General features: G+C 63.6%; 17 protein-coding genes. 7 read left to right on the top strand and 10 right to left on the bottom strand.

Annotation, left to right across the window (positions count from 1 at the left end):
* Positions 1-13: 13 nt before the first annotated feature.
* Together glcF and NLN62_RS26785 are read right to left on the bottom strand one after the other, a co-directional pair.
* Positions 14-1327, bottom strand: a complete 1314-nt coding sequence (gene glcF / locus NLN62_RS26790) for a glycolate oxidase subunit GlcF (protein ID WP_027525020.1) — start codon at positions 1325-1327, stop codon at positions 14-16.
* Positions 1324-2559, bottom strand: coding sequence for an FAD-binding protein (locus NLN62_RS26785; RefSeq protein WP_027525019.1), 1236 nt, complete (start codon positions 2557-2559; stop codon positions 1324-1326). The genes glcF and NLN62_RS26785 overlap by 4 nt, the downstream gene beginning before the upstream one ends.
* A 270-nt stretch (positions 2560-2829) precedes the next feature.
* Between NLN62_RS26785 and NLN62_RS26780 the strand changes: the two genes are divergently transcribed.
* Positions 2830-3168 (top strand): putative quinol monooxygenase, encoded by a 339-nt coding sequence (locus NLN62_RS26780; protein ID WP_254110851.1) that lies wholly within the window; start codon positions 2830-2832, stop codon positions 3166-3168.
* Positions 3169-3437: 269 nt separating this feature from the next.
* Here NLN62_RS26780 and NLN62_RS26775 read toward each other — a convergent pair whose 3' ends face one another.
* Together NLN62_RS26775 and NLN62_RS26770 are read right to left on the bottom strand one after the other, a co-directional pair.
* Positions 3438-5627, bottom strand: coding sequence for a glycosyltransferase family 2 protein (locus tag NLN62_RS26775; RefSeq protein ID WP_254110850.1), 2190 nt, complete (start codon positions 5625-5627; stop codon positions 3438-3440).
* A gap of 13 nt (positions 5628-5640) precedes the next feature.
* A complete protein-coding gene (locus tag NLN62_RS26770; protein ID WP_245288101.1) occupies positions 5641-6921 on the bottom strand; it encodes an HlyD family efflux transporter periplasmic adaptor subunit in 1281 nt (426 codons plus the stop codon).
* A 106-nt stretch (positions 6922-7027) separates the two neighbouring features.
* Here NLN62_RS26770 and NLN62_RS26765 point away from each other — a divergent pair, with 106 nt between their 5' ends.
* Positions 7028-7339 carry a hypothetical protein gene (locus tag NLN62_RS26765; protein ID WP_254110848.1) on the top strand — a complete coding sequence of 104 codons (312 nt, stop codon included), beginning with the start codon at positions 7028-7030 and terminating at the stop codon, positions 7337-7339.
* Here NLN62_RS26765 and NLN62_RS26760 read toward each other — a convergent pair.
* Entirely contained in the window at positions 7332-8495 is a 1164-nt protein-coding gene (locus NLN62_RS26760) for an acyltransferase (protein ID WP_254110846.1), read from the bottom strand. The genes NLN62_RS26765 and NLN62_RS26760 overlap by 8 nt on opposite strands.
* A 28-nt stretch (positions 8496-8523) precedes the next feature.
* Complete coding sequence (locus NLN62_RS26755; protein ID WP_027525014.1) at positions 8524-10017, bottom strand: FAD-linked oxidase C-terminal domain-containing protein; 1494 nt, start codon at positions 10015-10017, stop codon at positions 8524-8526.
* 229 nt (positions 10018-10246) lie between these two features.
* Between NLN62_RS26755 and cycA the strand changes: the two genes are divergently transcribed.
* Positions 10247-10657, top strand: coding sequence for a cytochrome c-550 CycA (gene cycA / locus NLN62_RS26750; RefSeq protein ID WP_027525013.1), 411 nt, complete (start codon positions 10247-10249; stop codon positions 10655-10657).
* 36 nt (positions 10658-10693) lie between these two features.
* Here the strand turns inward: cycA and NLN62_RS26745 are convergent, their stop codons facing one another.
* The gene (locus tag NLN62_RS26745; RefSeq protein WP_027525012.1) at positions 10694-11650 is read right to left on the bottom strand and encodes an alpha/beta fold hydrolase; all 957 of its coding nucleotides are present in this window, start codon (positions 11648-11650) and stop codon (positions 10694-10696) included.
* 329 nt (positions 11651-11979) lie between these two features.
* On the opposite strand from NLN62_RS26745, the gene NLN62_RS26740 reads away from it, so the two are divergent.
* Positions 11980-12162, top strand: a complete 183-nt coding sequence (locus tag NLN62_RS26740) for a hypothetical protein (RefSeq protein ID WP_027525011.1) — start codon at positions 11980-11982, stop codon at positions 12160-12162.
* Between the two features lie 133 nt (positions 12163-12295).
* On the opposite strand, the gene NLN62_RS26735 is transcribed toward NLN62_RS26740, so the two are convergent.
* From NLN62_RS26735 to ykgO, 3 genes are all read right to left on the bottom strand, one after another.
* The gene (locus tag NLN62_RS26735; protein WP_027525010.1) at positions 12296-12556 is read right to left on the bottom strand and encodes a hypothetical protein; all 261 of its coding nucleotides are present in this window, start codon (positions 12554-12556) and stop codon (positions 12296-12298) included.
* Between the two features lie 133 nt (positions 12557-12689).
* Positions 12690-13331, bottom strand: a complete 642-nt coding sequence (locus NLN62_RS26730) for a tetratricopeptide repeat protein (protein ID WP_254110844.1) — start codon at positions 13329-13331, stop codon at positions 12690-12692.
* Positions 13332-13435: 104 nt separating this feature from the next.
* On the bottom strand, positions 13436-13561 hold the full coding sequence (ykgO, locus tag NLN62_RS26725; protein WP_006611362.1) for a type B 50S ribosomal protein L36: 126 nt from the start codon (positions 13559-13561) through the stop codon (positions 13436-13438).
* A gap of 317 nt (positions 13562-13878) precedes the next feature.
* Here ykgO and NLN62_RS26720 point away from each other — a divergent pair, with 317 nt between their 5' ends.
* Genes NLN62_RS26720 through NLN62_RS26710 form a run of 3 tightly spaced genes read left to right on the top strand, consistent with a single transcriptional unit; the run spans position 13879 to position 15981 of the window.
* Positions 13879-14763, top strand: coding sequence for an amidohydrolase family protein (locus NLN62_RS26720; protein WP_027525008.1), 885 nt, complete (start codon positions 13879-13881; stop codon positions 14761-14763).
* 13 nt (positions 14764-14776) lie between these two features.
* Positions 14777-15517: a haloacid dehalogenase type II gene (locus NLN62_RS26715; RefSeq protein ID WP_027525007.1), complete on the top strand. Its 741-nt coding sequence runs from the start codon at positions 14777-14779 to the stop codon at positions 15515-15517.
* Entirely contained in the window at positions 15514-15981 is a 468-nt protein-coding gene (locus NLN62_RS26710; RefSeq protein WP_254110842.1) for a YbaK/EbsC family protein, read from the top strand. The genes NLN62_RS26715 and NLN62_RS26710 overlap by 4 nt, the downstream gene beginning before the upstream one ends.
* The last annotated feature ends 1 nt before the right edge of the window (position 15982 follow it).

Here is a 15982-nt window from a genome sequence, read left to right as displayed (position 1 = left end):
TAGCTTAATTCGACTAGTTCAATGCCGGCTGCGCACCGCCCGTCGCCCAATCGAGAAGCTCAATCGTGTGCACGACCGGCACTGATGTGCCGCTGGCAATCTGCACCATGCAGCCGATATTGCCTGCGGCAATCATGTCCGGCTTGACGCTCGCGATGTTGGCGACCTTGCGATCGCGCAACCTGCCCGCAAGGTCGGGCTGGAGAATGTTGTAGGTCCCCGCCGAACCGCAACACAAATGGCTCTCGGGGATATCTTTCACCACGAATCCGTTCTTGGAAAGCAATTCTTTCGGAAGCGCAGTGATTTTCTGCCCGTGCTGCAGTGAACAAGCCGAATGATAGGCGACGACGATGTCGTCGTGTCGCCTCAACGGCTGAAGCGCAAGGCCCGCGACATACTCCGTGATGTCCTTGGCGAGCGCGGAGACATTGGCCGCATCGCTCGCGAAGTCGCGGTCCTCACGCAGGAGATAGCCGTAGTCCTTGATGACCGTGCCGCAGCCGGACGTCGTCACCAGGATGGCATCGAGACCATCCTTTGCCGCCTCGCGACGCCAGGCCGCGACGTTCGCCCGCGCCCGCGCGAGCGCGTCGTCGTCACGACCGAGGTGATGGGTCAGAGCGCCGCAGCATTGTTCGTCCCGGACCAGCACGACCTCGATGCCGTGGCGGGTCAGGAGGTTGATGGCAGCCTGGTTGATCCGCGGCGCCAGCACCTGCTGGGCGCAGCCCTGGAGCAGGGCGACCCGCCCCCGGCGCTTGCCGAGCGGCGCAAAGACGCTGCCAGCAGCGGGCCCTGGCGCCGGCAGCCGGTCCGGCGCAAGCGCCAGCATCGCCTTGATCCGCTGCGTGAGGCCAGGGGTGGCCGACGGCCGCGGCGTCGGCAGCAAAGCCGTGAACGGCCGGGCAAGCCGCGCCAGCGACATGCTGACGCGAAAGCGCTGCGGGTCGGGCAGGACGAACGCCAGCACGGTGCGCAGCAGCCGCTCGGCAAGCGGCCGCTCGTAACGCTGTTCGATCCGGACCCGGGCCTGGTCGACGAGGTGCATGTAGTTCACCCCGGACGGGCACGTGGTCATGCAGGCAAGGCAGGACAGGCAGCGGTCGACATGCTTGACGACCTCTGAGGTCGGCGCCTGGTCCTTCTCCAGCATCTCCTTGATCAGGTAGATGCGGCCGCGCGGGCTATCGAGCTCGTCGCCGAGCAGCACGTAGGTCGGACAGGTCGCGGTGCAGAAGCCGCAATGCACGCAGGCGCGCAGGATCTTGTCGGCTTCCGCGATGTCGGGATCGGCGAGCTGGGTGAGCGAGAATTCGGTCTTCATGCCTCGCCCCGCATCAAGCGCCCGCGATTGAGGATGGTCTTCGGATCGAAGCTGACGCGAACCCGCTCGCTGAGCGCGGCCACACCAGGCGCTTGCGGATGGAACACGTCCACATTGCGCCGCACCACTTCGGGCGCCCGGACCAGCATGGCGTGCCCGCCGACGGCCTCCGCGCGCTGGCGCACGATGGCGGCTTGCGCATCGCCCTTCGGCGGCATCGCCGCCCAGATCAGCCCGCCGCCCCAGTCGTAGATCACGTCGCCGCCGGTGTCCCGCGCGAGCTGCCGGCCAACCGCGGCGCCAGAGGCCGGCGGACAGACGATCCGCCACACGGGCCAGGCGCCAAGCGCGCCATCGGCCGCGAACGGCAGCACGTCCCGGATCGCAGTCCACAATGCGGCCGAGGCGGCATCCTCCACGATGGAGGCGGTTCCGAATGGCGCGAGCGCCTCGCGCAGCGAAACGGCGCGGTGGGTGGCCGAGGCGGTGATGCCCTCCAGCCGCAGCACGGTGAGTGCCTCGCCCTGAGTGGCGATGTCGCCGAGCCCTTCGGTTCTCTCCCGGAAAGCGGATTTCGGCAGATGCGCCCCGCCCGATACGTCGAAGGGCGAGCCGAGCGCCGCGGTCATGGCCTTGTTGGCGGTCGCATCGTCCAGCCCCCGCAGCAGCAGCGTCCGCTCGCTCTCCGGCTTCGGCATGACCTTCAGCGTCACCTCGGTCATGACCGAGAGCGTGCCCCAGGAACCGGCGAGCAGCTTGCAGAGATCGTAGCCGGTGACGTTCTTCACCACCTTGCCGCCGGTCTTGAAACTGTCGCCGAAGCCGGAGACGGCGTGCGCGCCGAGCAGATGGTCGCGGGCACCGCCGGCCTTGATGCGGCGCGGCCCGGCGAGACCCGCCGCGATCATGCCGCCGATGGTGCCGAGCCCGGGCGTCCCCAGCAGGGGCGCAGTGTTCATCGGCTCGAAGGCGAATTGCTGGTTCTTGGCATCGATCAGCGACAGCACGTCAGCCAGCGGTGCGCCGGCCTGGAGCGTGATGATCAGCTCGTTGGGCTCATAGGAAGTGACCGCGTTCAGCGCGGAGACGTCGAGCACGGCGTTGGTCGCCATCACATGGCCGATGCTGCGCCTCGTGCCATGGCCGATGATCTCGAGCGGCTGCTCATTGGCAATTGCCGCGCGCACCACCTCTTCGACGTCTTTGGCGTCTCTGACCTTGAGCGTATCCACGGGAAGAGGCGGTAGCGAAATTCGCGTCGGAAATCAAATTTGGCATGGCGAGGTCGCGAGGCAGTTCGGGCCTCGACGCGTTGCGGCAGGTGACGACGCTCCTGCTCCCGACCCGCGAAAAGCAGCTTGCCCGGCCATTCCGCGCAGCATCCTTACTTCGGTCTATATCGAATCATCTCCGTACAAATTTCGCTATCTGTCGAATTGTCCCCTCGCAGTGTCGCAAAATGACGCGTGCGACCGGGAGCTTGCAAAACAAGGAGTTCCAACATGAACCAGCCAGCAATGAACGAGCGAGCGATCGGCGAAGCGACCCGCGGCGGCGGCCTTCTGGTCGTGGCGCAATGGGAAGCCAAGGAGGGGCAGGCCGACACGATTGCCGGGATCCTGCGCGACTTTCTCCCCGCTGCGCAAAGCGAGCCCGGCGTCAAACTGTTCCTGATCAGCCGCGCGACCGACGATCCGGCGCAGTTCCTGTTCTATGAGCTGTTCCGCGACGAGGCGGCGTTCAAGGCGCACCAGGAGAGCGCGCATTTCAAGGCCCACATCGCAGGCCAGGCGCTGCCACTGTTGGCGAAGCGCGAACGCAAGCAATACGCGCTGATGTGAGCGCGCGAGGTTCGGGGCGCCGCATTTCGGCACGGGATCGAACAGCGGCGCCCCGCGAGTTGATCGCGCGGAGGGCGTCTGTCGCGCCCCAATCGCACCGTGCTCAAGTTGCCCTTCAAGCCCGTATCGAGCCGGTCCACGCGATCACTTGCCCTGACATCACAAGGCGATTGCGCCCGCTTTGGCGAAGATCGCTGCGGTGATCAGTCAAGAGAGGCTTCCTCCCCCGGAACCCCTGCACGTTCGGACAGCAGGGAACGGTCACAGCATCAAGTCAGCTCGATGGCCTCGAGCACCGTGCCGGCCACTCGGCCCATCCCGGGTTCGGCGAAACCTGTCGGATGCACGCTTCGAACTCCGGCAAGACGTCCCCAATCGTCGGCCGGCGGTCGGGGTCGAATGACCAGACTCTCTGCCGGCAGGCGCTCGGCCGGCGGCACCGGTTTCGCGCCGCCTGCGATCAGGCTCGGCAACGGCGTGTGCATGAGCCAGATGTTCTTGAGCATCGCCCTGTTCACCGAACAGGCGACGGCATTGTTTTTCCTCAGAAAGGCACCGGTAAACAGCTTCCGGATCAGCAGGTCCCGCTCGAGCGACGGTGGCAAGGCGAACTGCACCCCGACGAATTGTCCCCTTTGCTGCATGACGCTCGCGTCGATCCAGCCTACTTGTGCGACATGGACGTGCAGCGATGCTCCACGGCCAGGAAGAGAGTTGGCATCGCAATCGAGAAGAATGCCGGCGCCGGACAAAGAGACATCCTTGACCCGACCAGACAGCCGCTCCCCGGTCGCGGTCCTGATCAAGATCGGCTCGTCGATCACGAAGCGTTCCTCGCCCCGCGGCATGCGCGCCTGGAGAGAGGTCATGCAAACGAAAAAGAGCACCACAACGTTGACCACGGACCAGAAGGCGACCATCGGCAATGCAGCCGGGTGATCGATCACCCGCCATTCGGGGATCGTGTTCAGGACAAGTCCGACAACCGTCAGCGCCATGAGGATTGCCGCCGGCCAGAATATTTCGCTGGCGTAGCTCAGGCGCCGCGCGGCAGTCCCCTTAGGGGTTACCTTGAACACATGTCCTTTCGGCTTGAGCAGCGTCGCGAGCACAACCGGGAGAAGCTTGAAGCTCTGGATAGTCGCCGAGACCTGGGCGGCGAGCGGGAAATGTTCGTGTGGCGCAAAGCAGGAGATGCCTCCGTTCAGCGCCAGGATCGCGGGGAACAGATAGTAGAAGACTGACTCTGGCGTAACGTCGATGACGGGCGTGATGCCAGTCCACATGAACACGATGGGAACCACCACGACCATCAGCGCCCGCAGGCCCATCGAGAGCCAATGGGTCGGAAAGAACAGCAGCCGATGCATCAAGCTTAGACCAGGGCCAAGGGGGCCGTCGCCGAGATACAAGGTCTGGATTGCACCACGGGCCCACCGTTTCCTTTGCACGAAGAAGGCTGTGAGGCTTTCCGGCGCCAATCCAATCGCAAGCGGTTCGCTGAGATACCGTGTGATATACCCTTTGCGCAGCAGCACCATCGTCAGCAGAATGTCTTCTGTGATGGACTGGGTCGGCAACGCATCGCCCACGGAGCGCAGCGCCGCACGACGCGTGACGGAGTTGGAACCGCAACAGAAGGCACCATCCCAGCCGTCGCGGGCCGGCATGATGGAATCGAAGAAGAACCGCTGCTCGTCCGGCAATCCCCTGTGCAGGCCGAGATTCGCCTGCATCGGATCCTCGTTGTAGAAGGTGTGAGGGATCTGAACGATCCCGATCCTTGGATCGGCAAAGAAGCCAATCGTGCGCATGAGGAAATTGCGCTGCGGAACGAAGTCCGCATCGAAGATCACGAAAAACTCGCCATTCGATTTCGTCAGCGCGTGATTGATATTGCCGGCCTTGGCATTGGCTTGGTCGGCGCGCGTGAGGTAGCCTGCACCCTTGTGCTCGCAGAGTTGCCTGAGCCAGGGCCTGCGGCCGTCATCCAGAACCCAGACCTGGAAGTTTGGATAATCCAGGCACAGTGCACCCGTGATGGTCTTCTCCAGCACCTCGAGTGGCTCGTCGTAGGTGGGAATGAAGACATCGACCGAGGGCAGCGCGTCGTTCGGCAGACCACGCAGTCGACGTTCGTGCTGATCGGCTTCGCCGCGGCGATCGGTTCTGCGAAGGAACGTCAGGTAGAGAATAAACTGGTCAGTGAAGGTCAAGAGCTCGACGAAGAGACAGAACCATATCCAGCCAACCTCGTACCACTCGCCGCTTGCCGGCAGCACCGTGGCGAAGATGCGCCATTCGAGGTAACGGGCAACGACGAGCCAGACCGTGACAAAGATCGCAACGCGCGCCCAGGCGCGACCAAGCGGCAAGGTCGGAGCCAGGAAGTACATCACCGCGAACAGGCACAGCGTCGGTGCGAACAACTGAAAGAGCGGCAGGGTTGTGGCGTGCACGGCGATCAGTCGTTCAAAGGAATGGCTGGTCAGGCTCGAGGCCCGCGGTCAGCCATTTCAGCTTCCCGCTGACCAATCGAAGCAGGCCGTCGGCTCTCCGCTCGAAGCGCACCTCGGCTAACCGCCCGATATCGCAGGAGCCACTGCGGTCGGCCGACGTCTCATCGCGCGGAAGCGATATTTCGACGGTAATACTGCCCGGATCGGGTCGCGGCACCCGCGCCGCCAGCAGCCGATCATCGGCGTGCGCTGCCGAACCGCGGACTTGCCGGACCTGGCCTGTCTTCCACTCCCGGCCGCCAATCAGGCGAACGGCGGCCGCCTCTCCGGCCTTGATTTTCTCGAAATCGCGCTCGGGTAGTTCGACCGCGATGAATCGGTGCTCGCAGTCTGCAAAATCGAATACCGGTTGCCCTTCCGTAACCATCGAGCCGGGACTGGCTGCGACCGACCAGACCACGTGAGCTGCGGGCAAGGTCAGATCGTAATGATCGAGACGCTCAAGTCGCGCACGTTCCTCTGCGACTTCGCCGGCGAGCTGCGCCGAACGTGAGCTGTTTTGCAGCAGCTCTGTCTCGAGTTCCTGGCGGCGGAGAACAAGCCGCTCGCGCTGTTGCTGGGAATAGGGCACGTCATTGGCATCGCCACGAAGATAGATGCCCTTCTCGGCCGACTCCAGTTCGGTCTTGAGGCGCTGGAGGCGTTCATCGGCCATCTGGCACCGCGTTGTGGTCGCTTCCTGCGAAGCCTGCGCCTCGGCGGAGCGGATCTGCGAGCTGATGCCGAGCCTGACGAGCCTCTCCATCCGGCCCGCGACGTCGTTGCGTTGCCGGGCTTCGGCGAGGCAGCCGCCCTTTTCAGCTTCCGTTTCGCCGATCTCGTGGCGAAGGCGCGCGACCACTCCGAAACGATAGACCTCGCTGCGCTCGCCGAGCTTGCGATCGAGCTCGGCGATTTCCTCCAATTGCCGACGCGCGAGCTCGGCGCGCTTGCTGGACACGGCCAGCTGCTGATCGAGGTCCATGAGGTGCCGTCGATCCGGCGAACGCGCCTCCACCAGCGGCAGCAACCGGGCGCGCTGGAAATACTCACCTTTGCGCGGAAGATCGGCCGAGAGCTGACCCGCGATCGGCGCCGTCACCCGCACGAGTTCGGCATTGACGAATGCGGAGGGAGCGATTCGATAGGTCACGTACGGCAACAGCGCCCATCCGCTCAGGGCAATGATCCCGAGCGCCAGCGCGCGGCGCACAATCCGGCTACGAATGAAACGTTCGATCTGCAAGCGAAACACGACTGGATCTCCAATGCGCCTTGATCGCCGAGTCTGAGCCGACGAACGTTTCACGGCTGTTCGCCGAGGCCCTTAGCTTTTTGCGAACTGCGTCCTGAGGCACGGAGTGACCGACAACCTTGGCAACGAGGGTTGCCGCATCGACGAATCCGCATTCGCAACTGAGAGAATGTCTCCCGAGCTTTCACCACATTGGATTGAGCGCTGTCAAAACCGGAAGAGTACGGTCCCGGAAAAGGAGATCGAGATGGACTCTCGCCACTCAAAATCGCGGAAGATACGGGAACGCCAGCCTGCCGGCATGTACGTGCATGCGACCACGCTCGGCGCAGCGGTGCAGGAGCAGGTCCTGCGCGTCGAAAGCGCATCTCAGCCGCTGATGTCAGAATCTCCTCGCACGGTGCGCGCGCCTAGATGATCGCGCGCAGCGGCGACTTCCGCAGGATCAGCGCGGAGACGGCGAAGCTGCCGACCGCTGCCAGCATCGTCAGCAGGAGCGCCTTCGTGAGTGCGAAGAGCGGTAGCCCGTGCAGGAGCATGGCGAAGCCGATCAGGATCGGCGGGTGGATCAGGTAGACGCCGAACGCGTTGTCCGAGAGCCATTTGGCGACCGGCCCCTGCACGTCGAAACGGCGGCGATAGACGGCCAGCATGAGGAGGCCCATGCCCACACAGACGAGCGCCTCCCACAGGCACTTCCCGGCACTGACGAGATTGAAGCCGCCAGAATAGAGTGCAGTCTCGCCCTCGAGGCCGCCGCCAAACAGCACCAGTGTCGCGAACAGCGGAACGGAGAGCGTGAGCGCCAGCGCTCCCCAGCGCACACAGGAGCGCTCGGCAAGTCCCGCCATCCAATTGCCGCGATAGCCATAGGCCCCGGCGGCAAACATCAGGAGATATTGCGGCAGGTCGCCGGGGTGAACATTGAGCACCGAGGTGCCGGCCTGCACGGCGATACGCACGGCAAAGGTGGCCCCCGCCATGACCACCACGAAGGCGATGACCATCGGCCAACGTAGCGCGACCGTCCGCTCTTGCCAGCCCGACAGGCGGATCAGGCCGTAGGCAAGCGAGAACAGGAGCAGGACGGCGCAGAACCACATCGGACCCGTCTCGGACAGCCCCTCGCCATCTCCGAGATGAACCAGCCACTGATGGCCGAAGCCACCACGTCCCCAGGTCCGTGACAGGAAGTACTGCGTGAGCGGGCCGATCACGAACATGTAGAGCAGGGTCGGCAGGCCCAGCCGGACGAAGCGGTCGCGAGCGAAAGTCAGAAATCCCTTCCGGTCGCAGGATGCGGCGGCGAAATAACCGGCGATGAAGAACAGCACCGCCATGAAGAAGGCCTGGAGGAAGCTCTGGTAGATGCCGAAGAACAGTGCCGTGCCAAAGCCGGTTGCCTGCCGATCGACATAGTACCAATTGCCGAACGGGCTGTAGGTGTCGGCCGCGTGCATGCTCAGCACGAGCAGGATCATCGACCAGCGGATGTTGTCGATGAACAGGAGCCGCGGCCGGGCGTGCGCCCCCGCAGCTGCAGTCGTTGCCGTGCCTACCGGAATATCCGTCATGCCGCCACCTGGACCGACATGCCGGGCCTCAGAACCGCGGAATGTCCGGAAACGCCAGCTTGCCCGCATGCACATGCATGCGGCCGAGTTCGGCGCAGCGGTGCAGCGTCGGGAACACCTTTCCGGGATTGAGCAGGCCCTGCGCGTCGAAGGCGCATTTCAGTCGCTGCTGCTGGTTGAGGTCGATCTCGGTGAACATGTCACCCATCAGATCGCGCTTCTCGATGCCGACGCCGTGCTCGCCGGTGAGCACGCCGCCGAACTCGACGCAGGCGCGCAGGATGTCGGCGCCGAACGCCTCGGCGCGCTCGATCTCGCCGGGCTTGTTGGCATCGTAGAGAATGAGGGGATGCAGATTGCCGTCGCCAGCGTGGAACACGTTGGCGCAGCCGAGCCGGTACTTTTCCGAGAGCTCGCGGATGCGGGCCAGCGCCTTCGGCAGCGCGCCGCGCGGAATCGTCCCGTCCATGCAGAGATAGTCGGGCGAGATGCGCCCCACGGCGGGGAACGCCGCCTTGCGGCCGGCCCAGAACAGGTTGCGCTCGGCTTCCGAAGTCGAGATCTGGCAGGTGGTCGAGCCGCAGCCCTGCGCGATGGTCTCGACGCGCTTGATCAGCTCGTCGACCTCGACGCCGGGACCGTCGAGCTCGATGATCAGGAGCGCTTCCACGTCGAGTGGATAGCCGGCATGGACGAAGGCTTCCGCGGCGTGGATCGCGGGCTTGTCCATCATCTCCATGCCGCCGGGGATGATGCCGGCGCCGATGATCCGCGCCACGCATTCGCCGGCCGCCTCGACTTGCGCAAACCCGACCATCAGCGCGCGCGCCGTCTCCGGCTTTTGCAGGATGCGCACCGTGATCTCGGTGATGACGCCGAGCAGGCCTTCCGAGCCCGTGATGACGCCCATCAGGTCGTAGCCCGGATTCTCCGCCGCCTTGCCGCCGATGCGCAAGACCTCGCCGCTCATCAGCACGATCTCGCAGCCGAGCACGTTGTTGGTGGTCATGCCGTATTTCAGGCAGTGCACGCCGCCGGAATTTTCCGCGACGTTGCCGCCGATCGAGCAGGCAATCTGCGACGAGGGATCGGGCGCGTAGTAGAAGCCCGCATGCGCGACCGCCTGGCTGATTGCGAGGTTGGTGACGCCGGGCTCCGTGACGACGACGCGGTTGTCGAAATCGATCTCGCGGATGCGCTTGAACTTGCCCAGCCCCAAGAGCACGCCGTCTTCCAGCGGCAGCGCGCCGCCCGACAGCGAGGTGCCGGAGCCGCGCGGCACCACCTTGATACCGTGCTCGGCACAATATTTCAGGACAAGCGAGACCTGCTCGGTGGTGTCGGGAAGCACCACGACCATCGGCGGCTGCCGGTAGGCGGTCAGCCCGTCGGACTCATAGACCCGCATCTCGGCGGCATTGTCGATCACACCTTCACCGGGAACGATCGCGCGCAAGGCGGCGACGATCTCGCTGCGACGCGCCAGCACCGCCTGGTCGGATGCGGGCATCATGATGGCCATGTTACGAAACCTTCGTCCGACGGAGAAAATTGTCCCGCCAAATCAATCATGTCTTGCTGTCTTTGGGTAGGTCCTCCGAAGGTCGCATTGCTTTGTTGCAGCGCAAGTTCTCTCTGGGGCAAGTCTGCTATCGCGAAACCTGTCAATCTTTCGCGGCTTGTCCACCTGCACCGGACCTGCCAAAACCACGACACTCAATCTGACCCCGGGAAGAGACGAAGAGCATCCTATGACAAAACTGACTTTCGGCGCGCTGGTTGCCCTCGCCATGACTGCCGCAGCATCCAACGCCATATCTTCCAAAGCGATGGCTCAGGACGCCGCAGCCGGCAAGACGTCGTTCAACAAGTGCCTGGCCTGCCACGCAATCGGCGAAGGCGCGAAGAACAAGGTCGGACCGGAGCTCAACGGCCTCGACGGCCGCAAGTCCGGCACCGCGCCGGACTACAGCTATTCGGACGCCAACAAGAATTCCGGCATCACCTGGGGCGAGGCGGTGTTCAAGGAATACATCAAGGATCCGAAGGCCAAGATCCCCGGCACCAAGATGGCGTTCGCCGGCATCAAGAACGAGAAGGAGATCAACGATCTCTGGGCCTTCGTCTCCCAGTTCGACAAGGACGGGAAGATCAAGCAGTAGCGGGACGAGGCATAACGCAGCCAGATTTGGCGGCCGCTAATCGGCGGCCGCCTTCTCGGACGTGATCGCGGCGATCAGCGCCTCGATCTCGGTCCTTACCAGGTCCGGCACCGCATTCTGCACCATGTGGCCGAGATCGGGCCGCACGATCAGCTTCGCATTCGGCACGGTCGCGGCGAACGGGCGGGCGTGGATATTGGTGGACACCGTTTTGTCGGGCTCGCCGGCGATGATCACGGTCGGCACTGAAATCTCGCCATAGCGCGCGACTTGCGCGGCCACCGACGCCTTCAGCGTCACCAGATCATAGGCATTGGCGATGAACTCGCGCGGGCGGAGCAGCAGCGGCGTCGCGGAATGCTGCACGAAGCCGTCCGGCATCATCTGCGGCAGGAAGACGTTCCGCGCGCCGGGCGTTGCAAGCAAATAGCCGAGCGGCAGCGTGATGGTGTAGGCGAGCAGCGGGCCGATCACGGGCGTTGCGATGATCTCATTGTAGCGCCCGACGCCGCCGCGCCAGGGATGGGTAACCGGTGCCAGCATGACGAGACCTGCGACACGATCGGCATGATCGAGCGCAAGCCGCGCACCGAGTGCCCCGCTCCAGGAATGCACCACGAAGACCGCGCGATCGATGCCGAGCCTGGCAAGCGCCTCGTCGACCATCCGCGCCTGCACCTCGGCCGTCGAATCCTTAAGCCGCGCCCGCGTGCTCCAGCCATGGCCGGGACGATCGATCAGGATCACGCGATGCTTTTCGGCGAGAAGGTCGCCGAGCGGACGCCGCATCACCTCCAGATTCGAGCTCGCGCCATGCAGCATGACGATCGGCAAGGCAGCATCGCGTGGGCCGAGATCGACGACGTGCAGCGTTGCACCGGCGACCTCGATCATCTCGCCCTTTGGCGGGAAGGCGCGCTCGACGGCCCAAACACCGGCCAGCGTGACGGCGACAAGCGCAACGAGCGCCGTCACGACGAAAACTACGATCATGGAGATGGTCCGGGCGATCCAGGGCACATGGCAGTTACGGTCTCAAGGTCCGGCGGTTTCTTTTCGGGGCGCGGGCTTTGGGTCCCGCTGACGGTCCCGGCCTGTGGATATCAATAGAATTCAACTTTGGAAAATATCAATAAAATCAATGGCCGCCTGAAAGCATGCGGCCAACCGCGACAGTTCATGCGGCCGTCATCGCCACGTCCATATAATCGCCACGGTCGGTTCCACCTCTTAAGCGCGGGTGGGCGCCGATCCTCCACGCAATCCACAGGAACGCGGGAAAGACCGGCAGATTGTTCTGTTTTGGATTGGAGGTTTTTTCGATGAGTCTGCGATCAAAAGATGCTGCGATCGACGAGATCGTTGCGAGCTGCAGTGGTGATCTGCGCGGCGCGGTACGCGCGCTGCTCCTGATCAACGAGCATCTCGAAGCCGAGCTTGCAAAACTCTATGCCGCTGCCGCGGACCGGAGCATCGTCGAACGCGGCGACCACATCCTGCACTAAAGCGCGATGAGATTGGGGTGAATCGTCATCGCGCTTCAGGTTATTGTTCGAGCATGATCTTCGCGCAAACGCGTTCCGCGTTTGTCGTGAGGGAAAACCCGCTTCACACTTTCCGGATCATGGTCTAGCGAACCTAGTCCGCGTTGCCGCCGTCCTTGTCTTCGTCGGGGTCGGGCCTCGGACAGGCACGGATCGTCGACCTCGCAAGCTTGGCGTCGGCCCTGGACTTGTAGGGACCGTCGCCGAACCAGATGTCGCCGATGATGACGGGATTGCTGGTCACGATCTCGCATTTGCCGGTGGCACGGTTGCCCACCACCCAGAACAGTCCGTCAGCAAGACAGGCCGTTGCGGACGCCAGCAACAACACCCCCGCAAGGATCACGCGTTTCATCGCACAGCTCCGATTGTAGCTGCCGTGCAGCTAATCCCGGCGGCGTGGGAAAAACATCCCCTCGCCGCGAGGCTGCTCGACGCGTGGTTAACGGCCGCGCTCCGCAGTCGCTCAAAACAACATCGAGTTGAGGCTAGATATCCCGCCCTTCGACCTTCTCGGTCAGAGACTTGACCTGATCCGGGATCTTATCGAGGTGCGGGTTGATGGCGAGCGCCTTGCGATAGGCATCGAGCGCGCGCTTCTCGTCGCCGATCTCCTGCATGATCATGCCGAGACCTGCGAGTGCGCCGAAATGGCGCGGCTCCCGGATCAACACCTCGCGAATGTCAGCGAGCGACCGGCCGTAATCGTTCTGCATGTAATAGAGCGTGGCGCGCCGGTTCCAGGCCTCGACATAGTCGGGGCGGAGCTTGATGACGGCATCGAGCAGCTTGATCGCGACGTCGACCTTCTGAGCGTCCACGGCCGCCTTGGCCCGTGTCATCAGCAGTGCCGCCGTATCGCTGGGGGTCTGCAGCCAGATCGCCCAGATCCGCGCCTCGACATGCTTGGCGCTGACATCATCGGGCGCGGCCTTCAGCGCACCGAACAGGAAATCGAGATTCTTGGTGCGGTCGACCTTGGGCAGCTTGGCCGGCGCCTCGGGAAGCTTCTTCTGCTTCACGGGCGGACCGGTTGGATCATCCTGCGCGAAAGCGGGGGTGACGACCGTCAGCGCGACCAGCAAGGCGGCCAGACGGAGGAAATGCGCGGACAAGAATCTCACTGCCATGGTGAAAGTGTAAACGCGCAAAGCCGCCCTTGCATAGCAAGGACGGCGTCAAAGTCGTGTGAGACCGTGGTCTTGCGGGGGCGCGAAGGCCCTCGGCAGGGAACTCAGCCCTGACGAGCCTTGAAGCGGCGCTGCACCTTGTTGATCACATAGACCCGGCCCTTGCGGCGGACCAGGCGGTTGGCACGGTGGCGACCGCGCAGCGATTTCAGCGAGTTACGGACCTTCATGGCAGAATCCTGAACGTTCGAAAGGCCGTGTTCGGCACTACCGTTTCGGCACGCGCGAATGTGGCAAAATGAGATTTTTCCCGCTGGCGGACCGACCGCCCGGGACGGGGCGGTTCTTAAGGCATGGGAGGAGGTGATGTCAATGTTAACTGCCCCGTTCCGAACCACCAAATTCTTGAAAACAACCCCATGCAAAGTAGGAAAGCGGCCGGATCGGCCCGATCTGTCCAATTTGCCGGCTGCGGCTCGTTTCGGCCGAGCCTTGCCAAATTCGTTATATGATATAATCAATTTGGCAACCCGTCGGGAGGAAACCAATGCCCAAGCTGAAGCTGCCCAATATCGACGACGTCGTCGCGATCGACATCCACACCCACGCCGAGGAACCCTGCGGCTGCCACCCCGACGACGGCTATGACGATTTCCAGGCGCAGATGGCGGAATACTTCAAGTCGCCGAACAAGCATCCGCCGACCGTGCCGGAGACCGCGGCGTACTACCGCTCCAAGAACATCGCCGCCGTGATCTTCCCGGTCGATGCCGAGCGCGAGACCGGCTTCCGCCGCTACAACAATTACGAGATGCTCGAGGTCGCCTCCGAGCATCTCGACGTCCTCATTCCCTTCGTCTCGATCGACCCGCACAAGGGCAAGCTGGGCGCGCGCGAGGCGCGCAAGCTGATCGAGGAATACGGCGTCCGCGGCTTCAAATTCCACCCGACCATGCAGGGCTTCTACGCCAACGACCGAATGGCATACCCGCTCTACGAAGAGATCAACAATGGCGGCGCGATCGCGCTGTTCCACACCGGCCAAACCGGCGTCGGCTCAGGCATGCCCGGCGGCATGGGCATGCGGCTGAAATATTCCAACCCGATGTACATGGATGACGTGGCGGCGGATTTCCCCGACCTCAAGATCATCCTCGCCCACCCGTCCTTCCCCTGGCAGGAGGAGGCGCTGTCGGTCGCGACCCACAAGCCCAACGTCTATATCGACCTGTCCGGCTGGTCGCCGAAATACTTCCCACCGATCCTGGTGCGCTATATCAACTCGATCCTTCAGGATAAGATGCTGTTCGGCTCGGACTGGCCGGTGATCACACCGGACCGGTGGCTGGCCGATTTCGCCAAGATCGACATCCGCGACGAGATCCGGCCGAAAGTGCTCAAGGCCAACGCGCGCAAGCTGTTGGGGATCTAGCCAAGAGGTCAGCGTGACGATCAAAGCCGTCGTCTTCGACGCCTACGGAACGCTCTACGACATCCAGTCGGTCGCGGAGATCACCGAAGATGCGTTCCCGGGCTACGGCGAGATCATCACGCAAGTCTGGCGGATCAAGCAGCTCGAATACACCTGGTTGCGCTCACTGATGGGGCGCTACCAGGATTTCGCCGCAGTCACGCGCGACTCGCTCGCCTATACGCTGCGTGTGCTTGGGCTCGCTTACGAGCGCGAGGCGTTCGAGCGCGTGACCGAGAAATATCTGCATCTCGACCTCTATCCGGATGCGGCCGACGCGCTTGCAGCGCTGAAGCCGCGAAAACTGGCCATCCTCTCCAATGGCAGCCCGGACATGCTCAATGCGCTCGTACACAATTCGGGCCTTGATCATCTGCTCGATGCCACGATCAGCGTCGATGCGAAGAAGGTCTTCAAGCCGAGCCCGCAAGCCTATGCGCTGATCGGCGAGGTGCTCGGCACGCGGCCCGACGAGGTGCTGTTCATCTCCTCAAATCCGTGGGACGTCGCGGGCGCCAAGGCGTTCGGACTGAACGTCGCCTGGATCGAGCGGGTGACACCGGAAGCCATGGCACTGGCTTGCGTCGAGAGCGATCTCGTGGCACCGCTGACGATGTTCAAGGCGATCCGGACCCAGATCGACGAGCTGGGCCTTGCGCCGGATCACCGCGTCCGCTCACTTTCCGAACTGCCCGAGATTGCCACCCGCCTATGAGCATTCAATCCGTTCGCGACTTCTTCGCCGAGAAAGCTCCCGACATCACCGTCATCGAATCGCCGATCAGCTCCGCGACGGTGCCGCTTGCCGCCGAGGCCTATGGCGTCGAGCCCGGCCGCATCGCCAAGACGCTGTCCTTGCGGATCGGCGAGCGCGTCATCCTGATCGTCGCGAGCGGCACCTCGCGCATGGACAACAAGAAGGTGAAGGCGCAGTTCGGCGGCAAGCCGAAGATGCTGGGGCTCGAAGAGGTCGCCGACATCACCGGCCACGAGGTCGGCGGCGTCTGCCCGTTCGGGCTGAAGGCACCGCTGCCGATCTATTGCGACGTGTCGCTGAAGGCATTCGACATCGTGGTGCCGGCCGCGGGCTCAACCCACAGCGCGGTGCGCATCGCACCCGACCGGATGGCCGAGCTGGTCAGTGCCGAATGGGTCGACGTCTGCGAGCACCGACCTTAAG

Origin of the sequence: Bradyrhizobium sp. CCGUVB23, assembly GCF_024199885.1 — a bacterium.
In the GTDB taxonomy this organism is placed as follows: domain Bacteria; phylum Pseudomonadota; class Alphaproteobacteria; order Rhizobiales; family Xanthobacteraceae; genus Bradyrhizobium.
The sequence above is the reverse complement of the archived record's forward strand: the minus strand, read 5'-3'. Positions and strand labels throughout refer to the sequence as shown.

Coding starts and splice junctions, on each gene's coding strand:
- glcF (WP_027525020.1), bottom strand. CDS start 1,327: ATGAAGACCGAATTCTCGCTCACCCAGCTCGCCGATCCCGACATCGCG.
- NLN62_RS26780 (WP_254110851.1), top strand. CDS start 2,830: ATGAACCAGCCAGCAATGAACGAGCGAGCGATCGGCGAAGCGACCCGC.
- NLN62_RS26760 (WP_254110846.1), bottom strand. CDS start 8,495: ATGACGGATATTCCGGTAGGCACGGCAACGACTGCAGCTGCGGGGGCG.
- NLN62_RS26755 (WP_027525014.1), bottom strand. CDS start 10,017: ATGGCCATCATGATGCCCGCATCCGACCAGGCGGTGCTGGCGCGTCGC.
- cycA (WP_027525013.1), top strand. CDS start 10,247: ATGACAAAACTGACTTTCGGCGCGCTGGTTGCCCTCGCCATGACTGCC.
- NLN62_RS26745 (WP_027525012.1), bottom strand. CDS start 11,650: ATGATCGTAGTTTTCGTCGTGACGGCGCTCGTTGCGCTTGTCGCCGTC.
- NLN62_RS26740 (WP_027525011.1), top strand. CDS start 11,980: ATGAGTCTGCGATCAAAAGATGCTGCGATCGACGAGATCGTTGCGAGC.
- NLN62_RS26735 (WP_027525010.1), bottom strand. CDS start 12,556: ATGAAACGCGTGATCCTTGCGGGGGTGTTGTTGCTGGCGTCCGCAACG.
- NLN62_RS26730 (WP_254110844.1), bottom strand. CDS start 13,331: ATGGCAGTGAGATTCTTGTCCGCGCATTTCCTCCGTCTGGCCGCCTTG.
- ykgO (WP_006611362.1), bottom strand. CDS start 13,561: ATGAAGGTCCGTAACTCGCTGAAATCGCTGCGCGGTCGCCACCGTGCC.
- NLN62_RS26720 (WP_027525008.1), top strand. CDS start 13,879: ATGCCCAAGCTGAAGCTGCCCAATATCGACGACGTCGTCGCGATCGAC.
- NLN62_RS26710 (WP_254110842.1), top strand. CDS start 15,514: ATGAGCATTCAATCCGTTCGCGACTTCTTCGCCGAGAAAGCTCCCGAC.